Raw genomic sequence first — 18831 nt, 5'->3', positions numbered from 1 at the left:
AACTATTGTTTGTTCCACGTCAGCTCCAGTTTTTTGATGAAAACGGAAGAGACGTAGCTAAGCAGCAAGAACAAAAGTCCTACCAGCGTGAATGCCTCCAAATAGCGGAACGATTCGGCACCGATAATCTTGGCAGCCGCCAGCATCTCTACCAAGGTAATGGCTGACAGAATGGGCGTTTCCTTGAACATAACAATCAGGTAGTTGCCAAGCACAGGTACCACAGGGCGGATCGCTTGCGGTAAAATGATGCGCAGCCACGTCTGGCCCCGGGAGAAGTTGAGTGCTCGCGCTGCTTCCCACTGTCCGCGGGGGACAGCATCAATACCGGATCGGTATACCTCTGACAGATAGCAGCTGTAATGAACTCCCAGGCCCAGAACACCAGACGTAAACGGACTAAGCGAAATACCTACTGCCGGAAGACCGTAAAAGAGAAAGTACAGCTGCACGAGGAGCGGTGTGCTGCGCACAAATTCGATGAACCCTGCTGCAGACCAAGAGAGAGCACGGTTCTTCGCTCTGCGCCCGAAGGCAAGCAGCAAGCCCCCTATCAAGGCCAGCAAAAAACCGGCGACCGTGGCTGCGATGGTGGTTTGAATGGCTTGCAGGATGGCAGGAAGAATACTCCATGTAAAAGACCAGCTCCACATTTTCCTTACACCCTCCCTGCACAAAAGCGTTTCTCAAGCCATCGCATCCCCAGTGTCATGGGATACGCCATGAGAAAGTACATGATCAAAATCAAGCAGAATATTTCAAATGTTCTGGACGAATCGGTTGTACGCAGAATCATCCCCTGGAACGTCAAGTCCGCTATTGTAATCAAAGAGATCAGGGATGTCCCCTTTAATAATTCAATCAACAGGTTACCGAATGCAGGTAACATCATGACAAAGGCTTGGGGCAAAATGACCAGCCTCATCCGTTGCCACGACGTCATATTCAAGGCAATCGAAGCTTCCGTCTGTCCTTTTGGAATCGACTGAATGGAGCTACGCACCACTTCTGATCCATAAGCACCGTAGTTGAGTCCTAGCGCGATCACTCCTGCAGCCAAAGGAGGAAGCTCAATTCCCAATAGGGGCAGTGCATAAAACAACCAAAATAACTGCACCAAAAGGGAGGTACCTCGAAACAGCTCCACGTAAACCGTACTCAACATACGAACACTGCGCAAACGACTGAGACGGCCAAACCCTGCCAGGAAGGAAACGAGCAAAGCGACGAGTACAGACATGACAGTCACCTGGAGAGTTGTACCAGCTCCTTTTGCTAAAAGCGGCAAAAGATTACTCATTGCTTCCCCTCCATTACGGCTGCGAAAGCTCACTTGCTGTCTTCTCACCCGGCAGCTCCTGCTCGGTAAAACCGAAAGGCTGCAAAATTTCCAACAGCTCCCCTGAGTCTTTCAGCTTTTGCAATTCTTCGTTGTAGGCTTTTACAAACGCCTCATCCTCTTTGCGGAAAGCCGCAGCCCCATAACCGCGTACGCTCTTCCCGTCAATTTCCGGCTGTACAAAATCCATCACTCTCTCCAGCTTGTCGTCTTTGGCACTCTCCAGCACGGACTGCAGAGATGGACCTGTCATCGTGATCGCGTCCGCTCTACCTGCCTGCAGAGCAGCAACGGCAGAAGGCTGATCTGGAACAAGCACCATCTGTTCCTTTTTGACACCCGATTTTTCCAGATATTCCATTTCGATGCCGCCGCTCATGACAGCTACTTTTGCCTGCGGATTGGTCGCAATGTCTTTATAGCTTTTCAGATTCAACGGATTGCCACTCTTGACGGCGATCGCCTCCCCGATGCTGTATTCTGGATTGGCAAAAGTAACCTCCTGCGCTCGTTTTGGGGTGATGTACATCCCGGCAGTGATCATATCAAAGCGCTTGGCCTTCAGTCCGGGGATAAGAGAGCCGAATTCGGTGAGCACCCCGTTCATCTCGTTGATTCCCATCCGCTTCAGGATCACTCGAGCTACCTCCACCGCTTCTCCTGTCAGTTTTCCATCTGGCGTCGCGTACGCATACGGCTTTTCATTGGCGAACCCTACCGTGACAAACCCTTGGCTCTTGGATCTTTCCAGAGTATTCTGACTCACCCGCGCAGCATCCTCGCCTGTGGCTGGCTGGGCTTCCTGTGTTCCCGACCCGCAGCCTCCCAGCAGCAGGGCGCACAACATGATCGCCATGCTCCCCCACCTCAGTACGTTCCTCTTTTTCATCTCCCTTGCTCCTCTCTTTTTTTAAGAATGGTAGAAAAAAAGTCGACACATCGCTTCCAGCTCCAGGAGGGCCTTCCCTGGCGGCTAAGCAAAATGCGTCGACTGCTTTCTCGTTAGTAGGCATGTCAAATAGAACGGGACATTCTCCATTCCCTTCAAAGAAATGGGTACCCGATACTTGCAACATGCGATGACATGCAACTGATGTATGATTACTCTGCTTTAGCCGACGAGGTTAGCTGACGGGTAGGATGGCAGTTTAGCACCCCTTCTGCATACACAGAATTAACCCCTAGTAGATGGTTCCCCCGCTTCCGCCATGAGCGGAACTAGGCCCTTATTCGGTTAGTGGTGGTATCTTGGTCTCCTCTCACGAATCATTATGGTTAACACGGGGTTTATACTAACATAGCCACTTTCACTTGCTCACCCTGTAAAATCCTTGGTTTTCGCCCCTCAGGACCGCTCAGATGCAGTTAACCGTAATTACCATTGCTATCCAAAAACATCCTTCCATATCCTACCTTGTCCATTCTGATTAAACATAATCAGGTGAATCATATGCAAAAAAATGGAGAGGCGAATATCTCGCCTCCCTACTTTTTCCTGCTTACTTCGCCGTCCTCTCTGATGCTTGCCTGGTAAGAAATCCGGTTCAATTTATCGACCATGCGCTTTCGGTTTTGTCTATCCATTGGAGCGGGCTGTCCGCTCGTTATTTTCACAGGGATGACGCGTGATTTTGTTTCACTCTCTGTGAACGTTAATTCGACCATCATCGCTTCTCTCCCTTTTGGATTGTAGGAGGTCGTGAAGACGAAGTTGCCTACGCTGTAGTAAATCGGCACGTTTCTATAAAATTCGACGCCCATTACAGAATGACTATGGGAGCCTACGATCGCGTCTACTCCGTTGTCGATCAGCTTGCGTGCCATCTCGCGGGCATACGGTTCAGGAAAATCTTTGTACTCTAAATTCCAGTGCATCACCGCTATCGTGATATCGGATTGTTCTACCGCTTTCCTTACATACGAAAGCATCGGTTCGTACGAGTAAGCGTGTGCCAATCCCGGCTTATTTTTGCCTGCAAACCATTGGCGGTTGGGGAGTACATGGCTGAGGCCAATGACAGCTACGCGTTTCCCCATGATCGTTTGAATATAAGGCGCAAATGCTTCTTCTTCGTTTTTGCCCGCTCCGACATACCCGATCTTCTCCTGATCTAAATGGTGCATCGTATCGAACAAGGCTTCCATGCCATAGTCGAGACTGTGGTTGTTCGCGAGGTTTACGACATCAAATCCCGCATGTACCAGTCCTTTCAATGTTTCTGGCTTGGATCTGTACGTAAACTCCTTTTTCTCAGGCTTTCCTCTCGTACTGACGGACGTCTCTAGGTTGCCAATCGTCAGGTCCGCTCGCTTGAGAAAGTCTGCTGTTTTTTGGAACGGATAATCTACGCCGTTTCGACTGATCTGCCCCCCTACGCTTTTGTCCATGATGATATCCCCTACAAACGCCACTTTAATTGACTCCCCCGTATCTACGTTCTCCTCTTCTGCGCTGCCGCTGTTTGCCCGGACCATAGCCGGACTTGCGCTTATTGTGGCCAAAAGAATGCTGACTGCCAGTAGGGAAACTACCTTGTTTACACGTCCGATCTCCCATACACCTCCCTCGTCCCCTCTTTCTATGCACCATTCTAGCGGGCAACGAGTGTGAAGCCTGTTGAAGCATGTCTTGGGGCATCGGTTATTTATCGTGGAAAACCGACGGGCAAGTGAAAAATAGCAAACTTTGCGTGCAAAACGCCAATCTATTGGTAGATCTAGTGAAACTGTTATGTCGAGCGATTTATAGAGAAGATGTTGACAACAACTAAACCCACATAATAATATTGTTTTGCGTAAAAAAATCGTTTTACGGAGGCCCGATATTATGAAAATTTCAAAGGGAGTAGAAATGCTTCATCTAGATTTTCATGGGAATATTATTCACCCAATTCTTTTGTGGGATCAAGAAATGGCTGTTTTAATAGACACAGGATTCCCAGGGCAAATTGAAGATTTACGCGTGGCCATGGAAAAGGTAGAAGTGTCGTTCGACAAACTAAAAGTTGTGATTTTGACGCATCAGGATGTGGATCATATAGGCAGTCTTCCTGAGATTTTGCAGGAGTGTGGTAATCATGTTAAAGTTTATGCACACGAACTGGATAAGCCGTATATTCAAGGGGAGATACCGCTTTTAAAAGACGGGCACCTTGAGAATCCCCCGAAAGGCAGAGTGGACGATACCTTGATTGACGGTCAGGAACTGCCGTTTTGCGGCGGGATTCGCGTCATCCATACTCCTGGGCATACTCCCGGTCATATCAGCCTTTATTTAAAGCAAAGTAAGACTCTCATTGCCGGGGATTCGATGTACAGTGTAAACGGCATTCTCGGGGGAATTCATGCCCCGACCACTCCGGATATGAATGCAGCTCGCCTCTCTTTAAAAAAGTATGTAGACCTCGACATTGCATCCGTGGTTTGTTATCACGGGGGATTAAGTAATGTAAATGTTAATGATCAGATAGTAGGACTTAGCCAAGGATTATAAAGTTAAAGTTTCAGCAGTTTATCTTTTGGTGAAACGATGTTGTTACTCTAAACCAGCTAATAGGATGTCAACATTTCAAATGTCGAATGTTGCCAAAAACAAGTATAATAGGAAGGTATATAAATAGATCCACAGGTGAAAGGAGGAACCATGTTTCGCTCCGAGCATTCCATCATGTTAAAAACCAAAACAACCATGCCCTCGGTTCATTCCCACAGTGTAGAAAGAATTCAGCTGCAACGACTGTTGGATGACGGATTGAATGGCAAACTGACCACCTTGTCCGCTCCCGCGGGGTACGGGAAGACTACTTTGCTCAGTCAATGGGCCCATTTGCACCAGCCACTTGCCTCCTGGCTTTCGCTCGATGAAAAGGATAATGACTTGATACGCTTTTGGAGATATATAATCGCTACATTGTCAGACTCCTTGCTCCCTCAGCTAGCAAAGCGGATGGAGCCGTCAATGGAGGCTACCACGCACACCTCTATCTATACATGCATTGACTCCCTCCTCAATGAGTTGACGATCACAGACCAGCATTTGGCGATCATACTCGACGATTACCATGTGATAACAGAAGAATCGATTCACGCGAGTATTTGCTACTTTATTGAATACTTGCCAAACAATGTTCATCTCTATATAGCCAGCCGGACCAAGCTGCCTTTTTCCACGTCAAAATGGATATTGCGCAATGAGGCCTGTCATCTGGATGCCGCACAGCTCTTATTTAATCAGGAGGAAACCGTGAACTTTTACCGTGAAGTTCACAAGCTCTCCCTTTCCGCACAGCAAATAGAACAGTTGAGGGGCTGTACAGAGGGATGGGTAGCCGGGCTGCAATTGGCTGCCATCTCTCTTGCGAATTCGTCGAGCCCTGATCAGTTTTTCAAAAACTTTACAGGCTCCCATCGAAATATCTCGGAATATTTGCTGCATGAGGTATGGCTCCGGCTTCCTGTGGATACCCAGCGTTTTTTATTGCTGACTTGTGTCTTGTCCCGGATGGATGCCGAATCATGCAACACTCTGACAGGACAATCGAATAGCCAACAAATGCTGGATAGCATCTACGCTCAAAATATTTTCCTGATTCCCTTGGATGATTATCAAAACTGGTACCGTTACCATCAACTATTTACGGATTTTTTGCGGAGACAGCTTCATCAGCTGGACCCAAAAAAATCGTTTGCGCTCCACAGGCTCGCCAGTGAATGCTTTGCGAACCGGGGATTTTACGACGAGGCCATTGATCATGCCCTTGCAGCGACTGAGTACGGTCTTGCTGCACACTTGTTGGAGGGGCACATCCCTCTATTGGTCCAACGCGGGGAGTTTTCCACGCTGCTGCGTTGGCTGGACAGCTTTCCAGAGCCGTCCGATGTGCTGACGCCTATGCTCTCTCTGCTCCACGCCTTTATTTTGATTGCTTGCGGTCAAACAAACCGCGCTCGTGAATCTCTGTTGCGCTTGGAAGAACAATGCGCTGCGATGGATGTATCTGACGAGCAGCTCCAATTTTTAAGCGGCCTCTTGTTCGTAAAAGCCAATCTATTTTTTGCAAATCGTGAATTTGATACGTGGGTAGCCGGCTCCTCTGAGCTCAATCACAAATTGCCGGAAAATCCCGTTTTTTATCATTTTAACTACAATACCACTGAGCCCTTTATTAGACGGACAGCATTTGGATTAAAGGGAATGCTTTCCCTGCAAACCGAGAGCGTCGGCAAACAATTCATCGAAATTCTCACAGCGCATGGCTGGCAGGAATCTTTGATGAACATGTACGTCGTCCAAGCGATGGCAGAGGGATATTACGAGCGCAACCAGTTAGAGGAAAGCACCGAGCTGCTGAAACAGGTAGAGCATGTGTCCCGCCGTGAGCGGATTCCAGGCCTCTTTGTACCCTATACTCTGACCCAGGCAAAAATCATGCTGGTAAACAAAGAGACCACAGCTGCTCGGAACCTCATCGAGCAAGCAATAGAAACGATCCAACACTGGTCGGCTGCTTTTTGGCTGCAACCTTTGCGTGCGTTTCTAGCACAGATTGCCCTGCTCGAAGGAGACCTTTCCGAAGCAGAATCTGCACTAGCCACGCTGCCACTCACTTTATTGAGCCAGCCGACAATCCACAAGGAGCTGGAGCTGCTCACCTTTGTTCGCATGCAACTGGCAAAGCAACAGGAGCAGGATGCTCTTCGGATTTTACATATCCTAAGTTCTGTAGCCCTGCGAGAGGGACTGCTGACCAGTCAGGTGGATATCGCTATTTTGCAAGCACTGGCTCATCAACAGCTTGGCAATAAACCAGAGGCATTGGCCCATCTACACGAAGCGCTCGTCATTGGGGAGGCGAACGGCTATATTCGCAGCTTCGTGGATCATGGGCTTGCCATGTCTCACTTGTTACTGGCCTACACCGAACGTAGCAGAGGGCGGGTGCAAAAGCTAACTCCCCATGTGTCTGTGGCATATTTGAAGCAGCTCCTTTCCCTTTTCCCCAAGAGAAGCCGTAACAAAATGGCGGATGCTTCCTCCCTTTTGATTGAGCCTTTGACTGGAAAAGAAATGATCATTCTCTCCATGCTGGCACAAGGCGCTTCCAACAAACATATTGCGGAAGAGCTGGGCAATACACTGGGCACGGTCAAGGTGTACCTGCATCGAATCTACGGTAAACTCGGGGTAACCAATCGGACGCAAGCTGTCTTAAAAGCGCAAGAAATTTCTTTGGTGGAAAAGGAATGATTCCGTTTGCGCCATAAAAATGGCAAAAGGAAAGAGCCCTTTGTGGAAACAGGGCTCTTTTGTTATTACTTCGGCTGCATGCGAATCGCTCCATCCAACCGGATCGTCTCACCATTTAACATTGAATTTGAAATGATGCTATTCACAAGCATTGCGAACTCTTGCGGGTCGCCAAGTCGGGATGGAAAGGGAACAGTCGCTCCCAACGCATCTTTTACGGACCTGGGCAGTTTATCAAATAAAGGGGTGTCAAACAGTCCTGGCGCAATTGTCATCACCCGGATGCCATATGGCGCCAAATCACGTGCAAGCGGAAGTGTCATTCCGACAATCCCTCCCTTGGAGGCGCTATATGCTGCCTGACCTACCTGACCGTCAAACGCAGCTACCGAAGCTGTATTGATGACCACCCCTCGCTCCCCTTTTTTATTCGGCTCATTGCCTGCCATCTGCTCTACTGCCATACGGATGACATTGAACGTGCCAATCAAATTGACCGTGATTACTTTGGTGAAGGCTTCCAAATGATGCGGACCGTTTCGGGAAAGCGTCTTTTGCGCAAGGCCGATCCCTGCACAGTTAATAGCGGCATGAATCGTCCCAAATGCTCCTGTGGCCAGATCAATCGCTTCACGGACGCTCGCTTCACTCGTCACGTCCGTTGGGATAAACAGAGAATGATCACGTCCCAGCTCCTGTGCCAATCCCCGCCCCTTTTCCTCCGCCAGATCAAGAATGGCTACTCTTCCTCCATGTCCTACCACATTTCTCACAGTGGCTTCCCCTAATCCGGAGGCTCCACCTGTCACGATGGCAACTACATCTCGAATCTCCACGGCCATTCTCTCCTTTCGGTAAAATCCGCATTTTTCATAACCTTTTTCGAAGCCTGCCCACGGCGGAGCGACCGCGTTTTAGCGGAAATTTTTTATGCGCTTTGGAAAGTGTATGCAAGGATGCTTTCCCACTATGAAGTAATTAACCTTTCCTACACGTCAGAAAAAAGAAATGCAATTCGGATACCAGCGAAAGACCCCTTGTGTTTCGTGGCCACCGGGGCAAAAGCGGTGTCTGGCTTTGAATGATAAAAGACAGTTTACACACATTTTCGTCCGGAACGAGGACAGTTTTCTTTCGCTTCGGTTGATCGCCATCCCTACTTAGACGCGCTCCTTATAAGCGTACTGATATGAATACAAATGGGCCATTTCATGCTCGGTATGATAAATAAAGTAGCTTCCGGGATTGTCCGTCTGGCCTACATGTTCTTTCTGAAAACGCTTTGCATCCAAACCGTCCATATTTTCCTCCAGATAGCCAAGCGCGTACGCTTTCGGGTGTGGATCCGGATACAATTCCTGAATCCTTTTCAACGATTTCGAGGACGGTTGAAAGAACATGTACGCTCCCAAGATCTTCGATTCCTCATGCAAATAGGGGGCAAGAATTTGGCAAGGAAGCTGCTTATTCAATAAAGAGAATTGATTGAAGGAAAAGCTGTCGATAAAAAAATCAATGGATTCCGGGCGTAACGGCAACTGCAGATCGCTATTCACGATATATAAGACGGTTGCATCCGGGCAGGAATACTCCACTCGTTTTTTCAGCCGTTTCATCATTTCGAACGAGTGTCCGCAGAAGACGTAGTTCACATCCTCACTGAGAAGGGGCAAATATTTGGTTAAAAATAGAAAGATATCGACATTCGTTTCTACAATCAGCTTTTGTGCTAAATTGTGGCGAGTCAGCTCCTTGTACATGGACAAGCTGCTTTTTTCAGCCAAACTGATGAGATTCGGGCTCCACTCCTTAATAATTTCTTCATCGTAAATGCAGGAATGGTAAGGAGAGGTCGTGACATTTCTCGTGATCAAGATCCCCTCAGCAAGCTCCGCTTCATAGCCGCACTGGCAAGCGAGCTTTCCATCGTATACACTTGTCTGTTGGATGGAAGCATCCGTCATCTTCAATGGGACGCGACAGCTCGGACAATATAAGTACGGAACAAAAGACAGCGGCATCCCTTTCCCCGAATCCTTCACCTGTGATTTCTGCGTTTTTGCGATGATTTGGTCGATTCGCTGGATCGTTTGGGCGATTTGATTATGCTCCTCAGCCAATTTGGCCTTCTTCTCCGTCAGCAGATTCACGAAGTAATGGATGTCATTCTCTTCTGTAAAATGAGTAATTCGCTTATAGGACAGAATCTTATGAATTTCCTGCAAAGAAAAATGCAATTGCTTCAGCTCCGCAATGAAGGCCATGTCTTCTTTACAGGTCTGGTTCATTTGATACTGCGTTTTTTGCTTATCCGGCACCAAAAGCCCCAAATCAATATAGTAACGGACTGTATCAATAGAAACATCAAACTGCTTGGCAAACGCTCCTATCTTCATGCTAACCTCCCACGCGTTTAACATTCCTGTACCGCAAAAACTGGAGCTAACTCTACTTTTTTTACAAAAAGCTTTAGATTCATCTATTGACCTCTAGTTACCTCGACTGTTTACACTAAACCACATCAAGAATAGAAAAATGAAAATAATATCATTTGTCAAAATATTCTATTTTATATATTTATCTCTGGAGGTATTTCTATGCATACGATTGTATCACAGGATTTAGCCGATTGGGCGATTGCACATCGGCGCCACTTGCACCAATATCCGGAATTGTCTGGTCAGGAATTCGAAACATGTTCCTATATCCGCAACTGCCTGGAAGAGCTGAATATTGAGGTACTGGATTTTTGTCCCCCCAATATTGTCGGCTATTTGAAAGGAACAGAAGGCGCAAAAACGATTGCGGTGCGCGCCGATATTGATGCTCTGCCAATCATGGAGCAAGGAGAGAAAAGCTACCAATCCAAAATTCCCGGTGTCGCTCATATGTGCGGTCACGATGGACACACAGCCATTCTCCTCGCTGTCGCCAAATGGCTTTCCGAGCATCGCGAGGCGTGCAGGCACAACATCCTCTTTCTTTTCCAATCCTCAGAAGAAGCATTGCCCAGTGGTGCCCAGGCCCTGGTACAAGAAGGAGCGATCGAGGAGGCCGATGTGGTTTTCGGACTGCATCTCATGCAAAGCCTCCCACTCGGAAAAATCGGTGTTTGTGAAGGCGCTATCATGTCTGCCGCAGACGATTTCACCATCCACATCGAAGGCAAGGGCGGCCACGGTTCCATGCCACAGGACACCGTTGATCCCACTTATATTGCCAGTCATATCATTTTTGCTCTGCAATCCATCGTTAGCAGGAGACTTGACCCTTTGGAGCCAGCCGTCATCTCTGTTGGCAAATTGGAGGCAGGCGCAGCCTACAACGTCATTCCTCATGAAGCTACTATCGGGGGTACGATACGGACCTTGTCCCATAAGACTCGTGCCTTGATCGTGGATGAAATGACCCGCTTGGTCCAAGGAATTTGTTCGAGCTACTTGGCAAAAGGCTCCGTAGAGTTCGGCTGGGGTGCCCCGCCTGTCATTAACGACAAAAAGCTCGCTCAGTATGCAGAACAAGTCATCGCTTCTGGATTTGGTCAGGAAATGCTTCTGCCGATCGGACCGATGATGGGTTCTGAAGACTTCTCTTATTATTTAGAGAAAAAGCCAGGCATTTATCTCTTCGTCGGAATGGGTGGAGAAAAAAGCATGTATCCTCACCACCATCCCCAATTCGATATTGATGAAGAGGCGATTCCAACCGCCATCCGCTTATTTCTTGAATTGATACAGCATTTTGAATCTTAAAGGAGGTCATTCCATGAAAAAGTGGCTGTATCTACTCAGCATCATACCCGTCTTCTTTTCGCTTCTTGTCATTAACAAAGTCGAGCCTTACGTTCTGGGCATGCCATTCATCCTATTCTGGATGGTGCTCTGGCTGGTATTAACCTCGGTGTTCATGGGGATTGTATTCAAGCTCGACCCAGCCAACCAAGGAGGCGACGACGAATGAATTCTGCTTTGCTCATCATTACCGCATTCATGGCCTTATCCATTTATTTGGCTATCCGTGCTCGTAAAGGCAAGGAGATGACGCTGGAGCAGTGGTCTGTTGGGAACCGCGGGCTTGGCTCCATGCTTGTCTTCCTTTTAATGGCTGGTGAGGCGTTTACGACTTTTACGTTTCTTGGTGCAAGCGGTTTCACTTACGCTGCGGGTGCTCCAGCCTTCTACATCTTTAACGCTGCTTATTTTGTATTATCCTACTGGCTCTTGCCTCCCATTTGGAAGTACGCCAAGGAAAAGAAGCTTCTCTCTCAATCCGACTTTTTTGTCAGCAAATACAACAGTACGGCTCTCGGGGTGCTGGTAGCGATTGTCGGTGTCATCTCTATGATTCCTTATCTGATCCTTCAGTTGAAGGGACTCGGGATCATCGTATCCGAAGCTTCTTACGGGATGATCTCCCCCTCTGCTGCAATCTGGATTGGTGTCATATGTGTCACCGTGTACGTCATGCTCTCTGGCATTCATGGTGCCGCTTGGACCGCTGTCCTCAAAGACTTTCTCATTCTCGGCGTAGTCATTTTCATGGGTTTTTATTTGCCGATTCACTATCATGGCGGATTCGTGGAAATGTTCAAGTCTATCGATCAGGCAAATCCCGGTTTTCTGGTCCTTCCTGAAAGTGGCCTTTCTACGTACTGGTTTGTCTCTACACTTATTTTGTGGTCGCTCGGCTCCTACATGTGGCCCCATACCTTTAGCGCTGCCTACGCAGCAAAAAGCAGCAAGGCGCTGCGCCGCAATGCCATCATGATGCCTTTATATCAAATCGTGCTCGTTTTCGTCATCTTTATCGGCTTTGCTGCTATTTTTCAGGTACCCGGCCTGACTGGCTCCGATACCGATCTGGCCCTGTTCAAGCTCTCCAAAGCTACTTTTGATCCGTGGTTTGTCGGTGTCATCGGCGCTGCCGGCATTTTGGCTGCCCTCGTCCCCAGCTCCATGATGCTCAACGTAGCTGCCACCATCTTATCCAAAAACGTCTACAAAGTGTGGAAACCCGAAACAAATGATGCCAAGCTCGCCCGCTTGACTCGCTATCTGGTGCCTGTGGTAGCCCTCGCCGCCTTGTATTTTACCTTCAATGGAGGCGACACAATTGTCACCCTCCTGATCATGGGTTACAGCCTGGTCACCCAACTCTTCCCCGCACTCTTTTTCAGCCTGTGGAAGAAAAATCCGGTCACGGTTCAAGGAGCATTTAGCGGTATTATCGCTGGTCTTGCTGCCGTTCTGTATACGACACTCAGCAATGCCTCCATGGCCGATATTTTCCCATCCATGCCGCAAGCGTTTAAAGATTTTGATATCGGGATCATCGCTTTTACGATTAATGTGGTCGTGACGTTGACGGTGAGTGCCCTCACAAAAAAAGCTGAAACAAGAAATGATGAGCCAACACGTTCCGTTGCATAGTCTAAGCAGAATCGTGGTCTAATAGAAAAACGCGGGTGCAGTTGAAGTTTACTTCAGCGCTCCCGCGTTTTTCTGTTGCTTAGTCGAACAAGGAATTTTCATTATTCTCTATTTTTTCCAATCGTCTTTATGTTACCATCAAAAGCAATGAAATAAAAAAGATAGGTGATGACATGAATTTCAAAGAAAAAATTCAAACCACTTTGTTAGCTGGCATTCTTTTGTGCTTGTTTTTCATCGCAACCAAGCCAGTGCCAAGCTTCGATGCGCCGCCGATCAAAATGCCATCGTTTCCGACGATTCCCGTATCTTCTACCAATTCTTCTGTTGCCCAATTAGATAAAAATCGTTTTGCGGTCGTAGAGAAAGTAGATGACTATGAAACGCGCGTTGTCATTTTTGAATACGATGAGAGCACGAAGCAAATCACGCAGGTTAACAAAACCTCATTTAATTTCAATCTGAATTTTATTACGAACTAAAGATATCGCCCTTTTCTTTCAGCCATGAGACTGCACATTGAAGGGGTCGTCTATGCTTCTAAATGCAAAAAGGGCAAAGCGACTATCCAATCGCTTTACCCTTTCTTTTTTTAGTATTTACTTCATAACCACAGTTGACATTTGTGCAAGCTCAGCCACTACCTGCTCATCCACATCGAGACCTAGTCCTGGACGATCCGTCAGCTTGATGGCCTTGTCTTCATAGGGCATGACGGCTACATCGCGCGAGAACATCAACGGTCCCACCAGCTCATTGGAGATGATCGCCTTTTTGGCGGCACACAAATGCGCACCAGCTGCCGACGCAATTGCTGATTCTACCATCGAGCCCACCTGGCACTCCATCCCCGCCATTTCCGCCTGGGCTACCAGTCTGGTCGCAGGATAAATCCCGCCGCATTTCATCAGCTTGATGTTCAGCTTGTCCGCCGCCTGCTTGACGATCGTTTCGCGGATTTCGCGGTCCCCATGCACACCTTCATCAATCATCACGGGAATACGGGTCTGGCGACGCACTTCAGCGAGAGCCGTGATATCATCGGCGATGACTGGCTGCTCGATCCAATCGATGCTGCAATCCTTCACCTGATCCAGCACCCACATGCTCGTCGCTCTGTTTCGCCAGCCCTGATTGGCATCGACCCGCAATTGTACTTTGTCGCCAATTGCTTTGCGGACAGCTCGGATTCGCTCCACGTCAATGATTGGATCTGTCCCGACCTTGATTTTAATTGTGCTGTATCCTTGCCTCAGTGCATCAGCCGCTTCCTCAGCCATCACTTCTGGAGCCAGGATGCTTACGACATACGGAACTGGCAAGGTTTCATGATACAGCCCGCCAATCAGGTTGTAGATGGGCTGTCCAGTCACTTTTCCCATAATGTCATAACAAGCGATGTCGATTCCAGCTTTTGCAGAGGGCGAACCGTATACTAGCCCCTTCATTTTTTCATGAATTCGTTCCATGTGAAATGGGTTTTCTCCAATCACACTAGGAGCTAGATGATGAACCAGCATGCTGTAGGTACTCTCCCAGGTTTCCCCGGTCACGTGCTGATCCGGCGTAGCTTCCCCGTATCCTGTAATACCCGCATCGGTTTCGATTTTGATGAGAAGTGTCGGCATATCGTAGTACGTTTCATAGGCAACGATGAATGGACGAAGTAACGGAAGCTTGATCCCCGTTACGGTCACCGAAGTGATTTTCACTACAGTTTCCCCCTGCTGTTTATTGATAGCCGATCATATGCGCGATCGTAACGAAAATCGCTCCAAGTACGTAGTGCGTAATGATCAGTGGCAAAATCCACTTGGCCCATTTAATCCAGGAAATACCCGCCAAAGCAAGTCCTGCCATAAAGTAGCCAGACGTTGGCGTGAATATATTGGAGATGCCGTCCCCCAGTTGGAAAGCGAGTACCGCTGTCTGACGAGTAACGCCTACCAGGTCGCCCAATGGAGCCATGATCGGCATCGTTACCGCGGCTTGTCCACTGCCAGATGGAATAATGTAGTTGATCAAACACTGAACGACATACATCCCGATCGCAGTCAGACCACTCGGGAGTGAGCCTACGGCATTTGCCAATCCGTACAGGATAGTATCCATGACCAGACCATCTTGCAAAATGACAAGAATCGCTCGCGCTACCCCAACTACTAAAGCTCCCATAACCAACGAACGGCATCCTTCGATGAACGCTTCTGCGATCTCATTTAAAGAAAGCTTAGCAATAACCCCCATCACAATACCCATCAGAAGGAACAATCCTGCGATCTCAGTCAAATACCAGCCAAACTTGGATACGCCAATCGCCAGTGTGACCAAAGTAACAAGCAAAATGGTCAAGACCAATTTTTGTCTGCCAGTCAGGCCTGCCAATTGCTCAATCGGTGCCTGCTTTTCTTTGATCAGGAGATCTGTTTCATAGGTCGGACTCTTCATCGGGTCTTTTTTCACTTTGTCCGCATAACGCATAACGAACCAAATACTGACTGCAATGAATACCGCCCAAACCACGATCCGAAAGCCCATCCCGGAGAAAACGGGAATCTGTGCAATCCCTTGGGCTACCCCAACCGTAAAAGGATTCATGAACGCTGCAGTGAAGCCTGCCGAAGTTCCCAACAGAACAACTGCCGCACCGGTGATCGAGTCAAACCCGAGTCGAAGCATAAGCGGAACTAGAATCGTAATGTACGGGATCGTTTCTTCCGCCAGACCAAGCATCGCACCTGCCAGAGAGAAAAACACCATGAGAACCGGGATAATCAGCTTTTCCCGTCCAGCCATTTTTTTCGAAATACTTCCTACAGCACCTTCAATCACATTCGTCGAGCGTAAAATCCCGAAGGAACCACCTACAATAAAAATGTAGAAAATAATATCAGAAGCCTTGTTCATTCCCGTATAAATAGATTGAAAAACGTCCATAAACCCTGCACGCTGCGGCTCAACGGCGTGGTAGCTGCCCTCAACCGCGATCATCCGGCCGTTCGCATCCTCTACACGGTCGTACTCCCCTGGGGTAACAACGTACGTAGCTATAGCTGCGAGTAAAATGACTGAAAATAAAATGACAAATACGTGGGGCACTCTAGAAGCCATGGCTGACCCTCCCTAAATTTTCCATTACCGACAATTGTCGTTATCATGTCGTTAATTGTGAATAAATATACAAATAAACACATGATTAGTCAATGGAATATTCTAAAAATTAATTTGATAGACAGCACGTGGTCGTCCCTGTTGGTATGGCTGCTCCTCCCCCACTGTCTCCACAAAACCGTTGTCCATCATCTTTTTCAGCATCCGCTCCGCACTTCGCCTGCTTACCTGTAAATATTCAGCAAGATCCGTTGCCGTAAAACGATTTTCGCGACGCAGATTGATAAACGAGGACAGCTTCGTAACCGTAGCCACACTTAGCCCCGTTTGATCTGCTACCCGGAGAATATCCCGATTATCGCTTTTCAGATGAAACGCTTTGGAAATGGTACCCAACGGTCCGATTACCTCTTTTTCATTCGTCACTAAAAAAGCGCTGCTGATCCCCTGCTGCTTTCGGGCGTGAAACAATCCAATCCGTGCATTGGCCTCCGCCTCTCTTGCCGTCATGCCAAAGCCGAATCCCATGCTGATTGTCACATCGAATAACAGCTCCATGTTTCCTATCGCTGGCATGTGGGAAAAGTCGCCAGTCATCTGTTCGATGCTGCCTCTGGTTCCATAAATAATAAACTGATCCAATCCCAACTGCTGGATGGACGCATCAGTCTCCTTCCCCAACTCCAACAGCAACTGCTGCAGCATAATTCCCGCATCTGGCTTTGCAATGATCGCTGCATCTTTCTCCACCTGGTTGATAGCCGCCAATCCGACAGCAATTTGAGCGTTTTCGCTAATCATGAGCTGACCAAAATGAGCCGCTTTTGCCACCGTTTCCCTGATGCTTTTCTTGGGCACGATCAGATTGACACACGGTATCCCTGCTTTAGACAACTGCGTATAGACATAGTCCACGCTGGTCAGGACGAGATTACTGCGCCCACTTCTGTAGTTGTCTCGATGAAACGAAATGATCGCCTCTGGATGAAAGCTCGCGCCGGTACCGTCAATGATCTGACTGTAATCCATGGCACTCCAGCCCGAGACATCCAATTGCCATTCGTCCACTGCCTGCTCCAGGTACGCCATCTTCGGGATATCTACTGATAAGGATTTCAAGCCTTCTTTTCTGTTTAGCATAATATGTCCGAGGTTCAACGTCAGCGTGTACTCATCAGACGGAATGTAGACAGCCGGAATCCTTCTTTGACCCAATGCTTTTTTGGCGAAATAGTACGGAAGCGGTCCTGCAAACAAAAGGACGTCGCAATCTTGAACTTGCTCCATCAATTGGTCGCATTCCATCGGGTTTTGATAGTAATAAGTGGTAAAAACAATATTCGTGAACTCTACCGCGCACTCCGTAATAAGCGGGGCAAAATCCTCGGGCGTAATTACGGCTAAGCGGATCAACATGTACGTATACCCTACCTTTCCATACAACTTTTTAGCTGCTTACGGAGCATTATAGGCAAGTTTGCAACAAAAGGCTACGAAAAAGTTGCATTGTTCAAATGATTCGATCAACAGCGCAAACAAATAAAGGGCTGTCCCTCAAGTAGGATTCTCTACTTTTGGGACCTCCCTTTTTCACACATCCTGCCTTCTATTATTCCATCGTCAAAACGACACGACCATTGATTTGGCCTTTTTCCAGTCGTTCCAATACTTTATTGATTTGATCCAGCGGCTGCGTCTCGATGATCGCACGTACTTTACCGCGAGCGGCAAAATCCAGCGCTTCCTGCATGTCCTTGCGCGTACCCACGATGGAACCTTTTACGGTCACACCATTTAGGACCGTATCAAAAATGGGGATAGGCAGCTCAGCATTCGGCAATCCGACGACAACCAGCGAACCGCCGCGCCTCACGGACTTGTAGGCTTGCTCGAATGCCTTCTTGGTTACCGCCACGCTGATCGCTCCATGAACGCCGCCAACCTGCTCCTCGATTGCTTGTACAGGGTCCACCTCGCTGCCATTGATTGTAACGTCTGCTCCCAGTTCTTTTGCCAGCTCCAGCTTTTCCTGGTGAATATCAACCGCCACTACGTTGTAGCCCATCGCCTTGGCATATTGTAGCGCGACGTGACCCAAACCTCCGATTCCATAAATCGCTACCCATTCACCTGGCGCTACATTGGCTACTTTCAGCGCTTTGTAAGTCGTTACCCCTGCACACAGGATTGGTGCTGCCTCCACATCGCCCAGCTCATCCGGAATGCGGGCCACATAGGCAGCCGGTGCCACGCAGTATTCAGCGTACGCGCCATCTGCAGAATACCCGCCATTCAATTGCTGCTTGCACAGCGTCTCCCAGCCAGTCAAGCAATAATCGCATTCGCCGCAGGCCGAGAACAGCCATGGAATCCCTACACGATCGCCCAGCTTCAGTGAGGTCACGCCTTCGCCCAGCTTTTCTACGACCCCTACTCCCTCATGACCTGGAATGAGCGGAAGCTTCGGCTTCACTGGCCAGTCACCGTGTGCCGCATGCAGATCCGTATGGCAGACTCCGCATGTCTTGATTTTCACGAGAACTTCACCATGTCCAACCTCCGGAACTGGCACTTCCTTTACTTCCAGCTTTTGATGGAACTCGTTTACAATCGCTGCTTTCATTCTACTCTTCCTCCTCTTTTTCTCATGGATAGGAATGCTATCTCTTTCTTATAGCAAGCAGCGTGCCAACTGAAAGCGCTTT

16 protein-coding genes and 1 riboswitch are annotated in these 18831 nt (G+C 48.3%); of the genes, 6 read left to right on the top strand and 10 right to left on the bottom strand.

All coding sequences use genetic code 11. The annotated features are described in order from the left end of the window. Positions 1-2: 2 nt before the first annotated feature. From ehuD to ACIFQN_RS32315, 4 genes are all read right to left on the bottom strand, one after another. Positions 3-653, bottom strand: coding sequence for an ectoine/hydroxyectoine ABC transporter permease subunit EhuD (gene ehuD / locus ACIFQN_RS32330; protein WP_429837162.1), 651 nt, complete (start codon positions 651-653; stop codon positions 3-5). A gap of 5 nt (positions 654-658) precedes the next feature. Beyond that, positions 659-1300, bottom strand: a complete 642-nt coding sequence (gene ehuC, locus ACIFQN_RS32325; RefSeq protein ID WP_429837161.1) for an ectoine/hydroxyectoine ABC transporter permease subunit EhuC — start codon at positions 1298-1300, stop codon at positions 659-661. A gap of 13 nt (positions 1301-1313) precedes the next feature. Then, entirely contained in the window at positions 1314-2195 is an 882-nt protein-coding gene (gene ehuB / locus ACIFQN_RS32320) for an ectoine/hydroxyectoine ABC transporter substrate-binding protein EhuB (protein ID WP_429837160.1), read from the bottom strand. Positions 2196-2438: 243 nt separating this feature from the next. Then, a riboswitch (cyclic di-AMP (ydaO/yuaA leader) is annotated at positions 2439-2574 on the bottom strand. 250 nt (positions 2575-2824) lie between these two features. Beyond that, positions 2825-3814 carry a CapA family protein gene (locus ACIFQN_RS32315; protein ID WP_429837232.1) on the bottom strand — a complete coding sequence of 330 codons (990 nt, stop codon included), beginning with the start codon at positions 3812-3814 and terminating at the stop codon, positions 2825-2827. Between the two features lie 352 nt (positions 3815-4166). On the opposite strand from ACIFQN_RS32315, the gene ACIFQN_RS32310 reads away from it, so the two are divergent. Beyond that, positions 4167-4832 (top strand): MBL fold metallo-hydrolase, encoded by a 666-nt coding sequence (locus ACIFQN_RS32310; protein WP_429837159.1) that lies wholly within the window; start codon positions 4167-4169, stop codon positions 4830-4832. 150 nt (positions 4833-4982) lie between these two features. Next, the gene (locus ACIFQN_RS32305) at positions 4983-7586 is read left to right on the top strand and encodes a LuxR C-terminal-related transcriptional regulator (RefSeq protein WP_429837158.1); all 2604 of its coding nucleotides are present in this window, start codon (positions 4983-4985) and stop codon (positions 7584-7586) included. 65 nt (positions 7587-7651) lie between these two features. On the opposite strand, the gene ACIFQN_RS32300 is transcribed toward ACIFQN_RS32305, so the two are convergent. Together ACIFQN_RS32300 and ACIFQN_RS32295 are read right to left on the bottom strand one after the other, a co-directional pair. Continuing rightward, positions 7652-8422 (bottom strand): 3-hydroxyacyl-CoA dehydrogenase, encoded by a 771-nt coding sequence (locus ACIFQN_RS32300; RefSeq protein ID WP_429837157.1) that lies wholly within the window; start codon positions 8420-8422, stop codon positions 7652-7654. 324 nt (positions 8423-8746) lie between these two features. Then, positions 8747-9982, bottom strand: coding sequence for a MerR family transcriptional regulator (locus ACIFQN_RS32295; RefSeq protein WP_429837156.1), 1236 nt, complete (start codon positions 9980-9982; stop codon positions 8747-8749). A gap of 201 nt (positions 9983-10183) precedes the next feature. Here ACIFQN_RS32295 and ACIFQN_RS32290 point away from each other — a divergent pair, with 201 nt between their 5' ends. From ACIFQN_RS32290 to ACIFQN_RS32275, 4 genes are all read left to right on the top strand, one after another. Then, positions 10184-11338: a M20 metallopeptidase family protein gene (locus ACIFQN_RS32290; protein WP_429837155.1), complete on the top strand. Its 1155-nt coding sequence runs from the start codon at positions 10184-10186 to the stop codon at positions 11336-11338. Positions 11339-11351: 13 nt separating this feature from the next. Next, a complete protein-coding gene (locus ACIFQN_RS32285) occupies positions 11352-11546 on the top strand; it encodes a DUF3311 domain-containing protein (protein WP_429837154.1) in 195 nt (64 codons plus the stop codon). Beyond that, positions 11543-13015, top strand: coding sequence for a sodium:solute symporter family protein (locus tag ACIFQN_RS32280; RefSeq protein ID WP_429837153.1), 1473 nt, complete (start codon positions 11543-11545; stop codon positions 13013-13015). The genes ACIFQN_RS32285 and ACIFQN_RS32280 overlap by 4 nt, the downstream gene beginning before the upstream one ends. A gap of 173 nt (positions 13016-13188) precedes the next feature. Next, on the top strand, positions 13189-13497 hold the full coding sequence (locus ACIFQN_RS32275) for a hypothetical protein (RefSeq protein WP_429837152.1): 309 nt from the start codon (positions 13189-13191) through the stop codon (positions 13495-13497). A 117-nt stretch (positions 13498-13614) separates the two neighbouring features. Here ACIFQN_RS32275 and ACIFQN_RS32270 read toward each other — a convergent pair whose 3' ends face one another. The 4 genes from ACIFQN_RS32270 to adhP form a co-directional block, all read right to left on the bottom strand. Then, complete coding sequence (locus ACIFQN_RS32270; RefSeq protein WP_429837151.1) at positions 13615-14727, bottom strand: mandelate racemase/muconate lactonizing enzyme family protein; 1113 nt, start codon at positions 14725-14727, stop codon at positions 13615-13617. A 19-nt stretch (positions 14728-14746) separates the two neighbouring features. Then, a complete protein-coding gene (locus tag ACIFQN_RS32265) occupies positions 14747-16126 on the bottom strand; it encodes a YfcC family protein (protein ID WP_429837150.1) in 1380 nt (459 codons plus the stop codon). 102 nt (positions 16127-16228) lie between these two features. Beyond that, positions 16229-17542, bottom strand: coding sequence for a transcriptional regulator (locus ACIFQN_RS32260; protein WP_429837149.1), 1314 nt, complete (start codon positions 17540-17542; stop codon positions 16229-16231). 193 nt (positions 17543-17735) lie between these two features. Then, positions 17736-18749 carry an alcohol dehydrogenase AdhP gene (gene adhP, locus ACIFQN_RS32255; RefSeq protein ID WP_429837148.1) on the bottom strand — a complete coding sequence of 338 codons (1014 nt, stop codon included), beginning with the start codon at positions 18747-18749 and terminating at the stop codon, positions 17736-17738. Positions 18750-18831 lie beyond the last annotated feature (82 nt).

This window comes from Brevibacillus sp. NRS-1366 (assembly GCF_050467985.1).
This window is presented reverse-complemented; position numbering and strand designations above follow the sequence as displayed.

What these genes read in the sequence shown, in the direction of transcription:
- ehuD (WP_429837162.1), bottom strand. Translation starts at nt 653, where the DNA reads ATGTGGAGCTGGTCTTTTACATGGAGTATTCTTCCTGCCATCCTGCAA.
- ehuC (WP_429837161.1), bottom strand. Translation starts at nt 1,300, where the DNA reads ATGAGTAATCTTTTGCCGCTTTTAGCAAAAGGAGCTGGTACAACTCTC.
- ehuB (WP_429837160.1), bottom strand. Translation starts at nt 2,195, where the DNA reads ATGGCGATCATGTTGTGCGCCCTGCTGCTGGGAGGCTGCGGGTCGGGA.
- ACIFQN_RS32315 (WP_429837232.1), bottom strand. Translation starts at nt 3,814, where the DNA reads ATGGTCCGGGCAAACAGCGGCAGCGCAGAAGAGGAGAACGTAGATACG.
- ACIFQN_RS32310 (WP_429837159.1), top strand. Translation starts at nt 4,167, where the DNA reads ATGAAAATTTCAAAGGGAGTAGAAATGCTTCATCTAGATTTTCATGGG.
- ACIFQN_RS32305 (WP_429837158.1), top strand. Translation starts at nt 4,983, where the DNA reads ATGTTTCGCTCCGAGCATTCCATCATGTTAAAAACCAAAACAACCATG.
- ACIFQN_RS32295 (WP_429837156.1), bottom strand. Translation starts at nt 9,982, where the DNA reads ATGAAGATAGGAGCGTTTGCCAAGCAGTTTGATGTTTCTATTGATACA.
- ACIFQN_RS32290 (WP_429837155.1), top strand. Translation starts at nt 10,184, where the DNA reads ATGCATACGATTGTATCACAGGATTTAGCCGATTGGGCGATTGCACAT.
- ACIFQN_RS32285 (WP_429837154.1), top strand. Translation starts at nt 11,352, where the DNA reads ATGAAAAAGTGGCTGTATCTACTCAGCATCATACCCGTCTTCTTTTCG.
- ACIFQN_RS32280 (WP_429837153.1), top strand. Translation starts at nt 11,543, where the DNA reads ATGAATTCTGCTTTGCTCATCATTACCGCATTCATGGCCTTATCCATT.
- ACIFQN_RS32275 (WP_429837152.1), top strand. Translation starts at nt 13,189, where the DNA reads ATGAATTTCAAAGAAAAAATTCAAACCACTTTGTTAGCTGGCATTCTT.
- ACIFQN_RS32265 (WP_429837150.1), bottom strand. Translation starts at nt 16,126, where the DNA reads ATGGCTTCTAGAGTGCCCCACGTATTTGTCATTTTATTTTCAGTCATT.
- ACIFQN_RS32260 (WP_429837149.1), bottom strand. Translation starts at nt 17,542, where the DNA reads ATGTTGATCCGCTTAGCCGTAATTACGCCCGAGGATTTTGCCCCGCTT.
- adhP (WP_429837148.1), bottom strand. Translation starts at nt 18,749, where the DNA reads ATGAAAGCAGCGATTGTAAACGAGTTCCATCAAAAGCTGGAAGTAAAG.